This is a genomic window from Bradyrhizobium sp. P2_E8 (assembly GCF_056403875.1).
This window is the reverse complement of the sequence record NZ_JBFUES010001309.1, coordinates 1-1,723: the sequence shown is the minus strand read 5'-3', so window position 1 is coordinate 1,723 and position 1,723 is coordinate 1. Positions and strand designations below refer to the sequence as shown.

2 protein-coding genes are annotated in these 1,723 nt (G+C 61.3%); both read right to left on the bottom strand.

Going from position 1 to position 1,723, the window contains the following annotated elements:
- Positions 1-841, bottom strand: an 841-nt coding sequence (gene tdh / locus AC1D00_RS39890; RefSeq protein WP_477014477.1) for an L-threonine 3-dehydrogenase, incomplete at its 3' end; no start/stop codon positions are given.
- A gap of 19 nt (positions 842-860) precedes the next feature.
- Positions 861-1,723 (bottom strand): aminotransferase class I/II-fold pyridoxal phosphate-dependent enzyme (locus AC1D00_RS39885; protein ID WP_477014476.1); only part of this gene is annotated, 863 nt, incomplete at its 5' end.

Below are 1,723 nucleotides of genomic sequence, written 5' to 3'. Positions count from 1 at the left end.
GCATCTTGAAGACAAGCTTGGTCCAGTCGACGGTCGCGGGCCCAGCAGGGATACCAAGCATGGCGATCTTGCCGCCCATCACCAGATTTTCGACCATTTGGTCGAATGCGGCCGGCGCACCGCTCATCTCCAGCCCGACATCGAACCCTTCCTTCATGCCGAGACGCTGCGTCACGGACCGAAGATCTTCCTTGCTCACGTCGACGGGAACGACGTCGGCGACGTCAGATGCCAATGCCAAACGATGCGGATTGACGTCGGTAATCACAACGTGCCTCGCACCGACATGCCTGGCAACGGCGGCGCTCATGATGCCAATTGGGCCTGCTCCGGTGATGAGCACATCCTCCCCGACGAGGTCGAACGACAACGCGGTGTGGACGGCGTTGCCGAGCGGATCGAGGATGGCCCCGATCTCGTCATCGATCGCATCAGGGAGCGGCACGACATTGAAGGCGGGCAAACRCAGATATTCGGCAAAAGCTCCGGGAATATTGACACCGATCCCCTTGGTTTCAGGATCCAGGTGAAACCGTCCCCCTCGCGCAGCGCGGCTGCTCATGCCGACAACATGGCCCTCACCCGAAACCCGCTGACCAATCGCGAACTTCGTGACGTTCGCGCCCACCTCGGCGACCTCGCCTGCATATTCATGGCCGACGACCATCGGGACAGGGACGGTCCGCTGCGCCCACTCATCCCAGGCGTAGATGTGGATATCCGTGCCGCAGATCCCGGTCTTGTTGATCTTGATGAGAACGTCATCCGGTCCGATCTGCGGAATCCCCCGTTCGTCAAGCCAGAGCCCAGGTTCGGCGGCTGCTTTGACAAGAGCTTTCATGAGAATACCTTTGTAAACATCAAATCACGCCAAGCGCTTTGCCGGCGTCGGTGAAAGCGTCGACGGCCAGTTCAACGTCCTTTTCCGTCAGGGCGGCGGACATCTGTGTCCTGATCCGCGCCTTTCCTTTGGGGACAACGGGATAGAAGAACGCGGCGACGTAGATGCCGCGTTCATCCAGCGCGGCTGCCATATCCTGCGCCAGGCGCGCGTCCTGCAGCATGACTGGAATGATTGGCGTCTCTCCGGCGAGCAGCTCGAATCCGGCCTTCTCCAGGCCCGACCGAAAGCGCCGCGTATGCGCCGCAAGAAGCTGCCGCCGGTCGTCGGCTGTTTCCGCGATCTGGATCGCCTTGATCGATCCCGCTGCCACTGCCGGGGCGAGGCTATTGGAGAAGAGATATGGACGCGCTCGCTGTCGAAGCAGATCGATGATGGGTTGCGACGCCGCAACAAAGCCGCCCATCGCACCACCCAGGCTCTTGCCGAGCGTTCCCGTGACGATATCGACCTGCCGGCTTGTGCCTGTCAGCGTGGGCGTGCCGCGGCCGGCTTCGCCGAGATGACCGGTGGCATGGCAGTCATCGACCATAACGATGGCGCCGTACCTCTCGGCCAAGGCGCAAATGGCGGGGAGCTTGGCCAAATATCCGTCCATCGAGAACACGCCGTCCGTGGCGATCAATTTGAACCGGGCACCGCCCCTGTCCGCCTCCTTGAGCCGATCCTCGAGCTCGTTTATGTCGCCGTTGGCAAAGCGGTAGCGCCTCGCCTTGCAAAGACGCACGCCGTCGATAATGGAAGCGTGATTGAGAGAATCAGAAATGATGGCGTCATCGGCCTCCAGAAGCGGCTCGAAGACCCCGCCATTGGCGTCAAAGC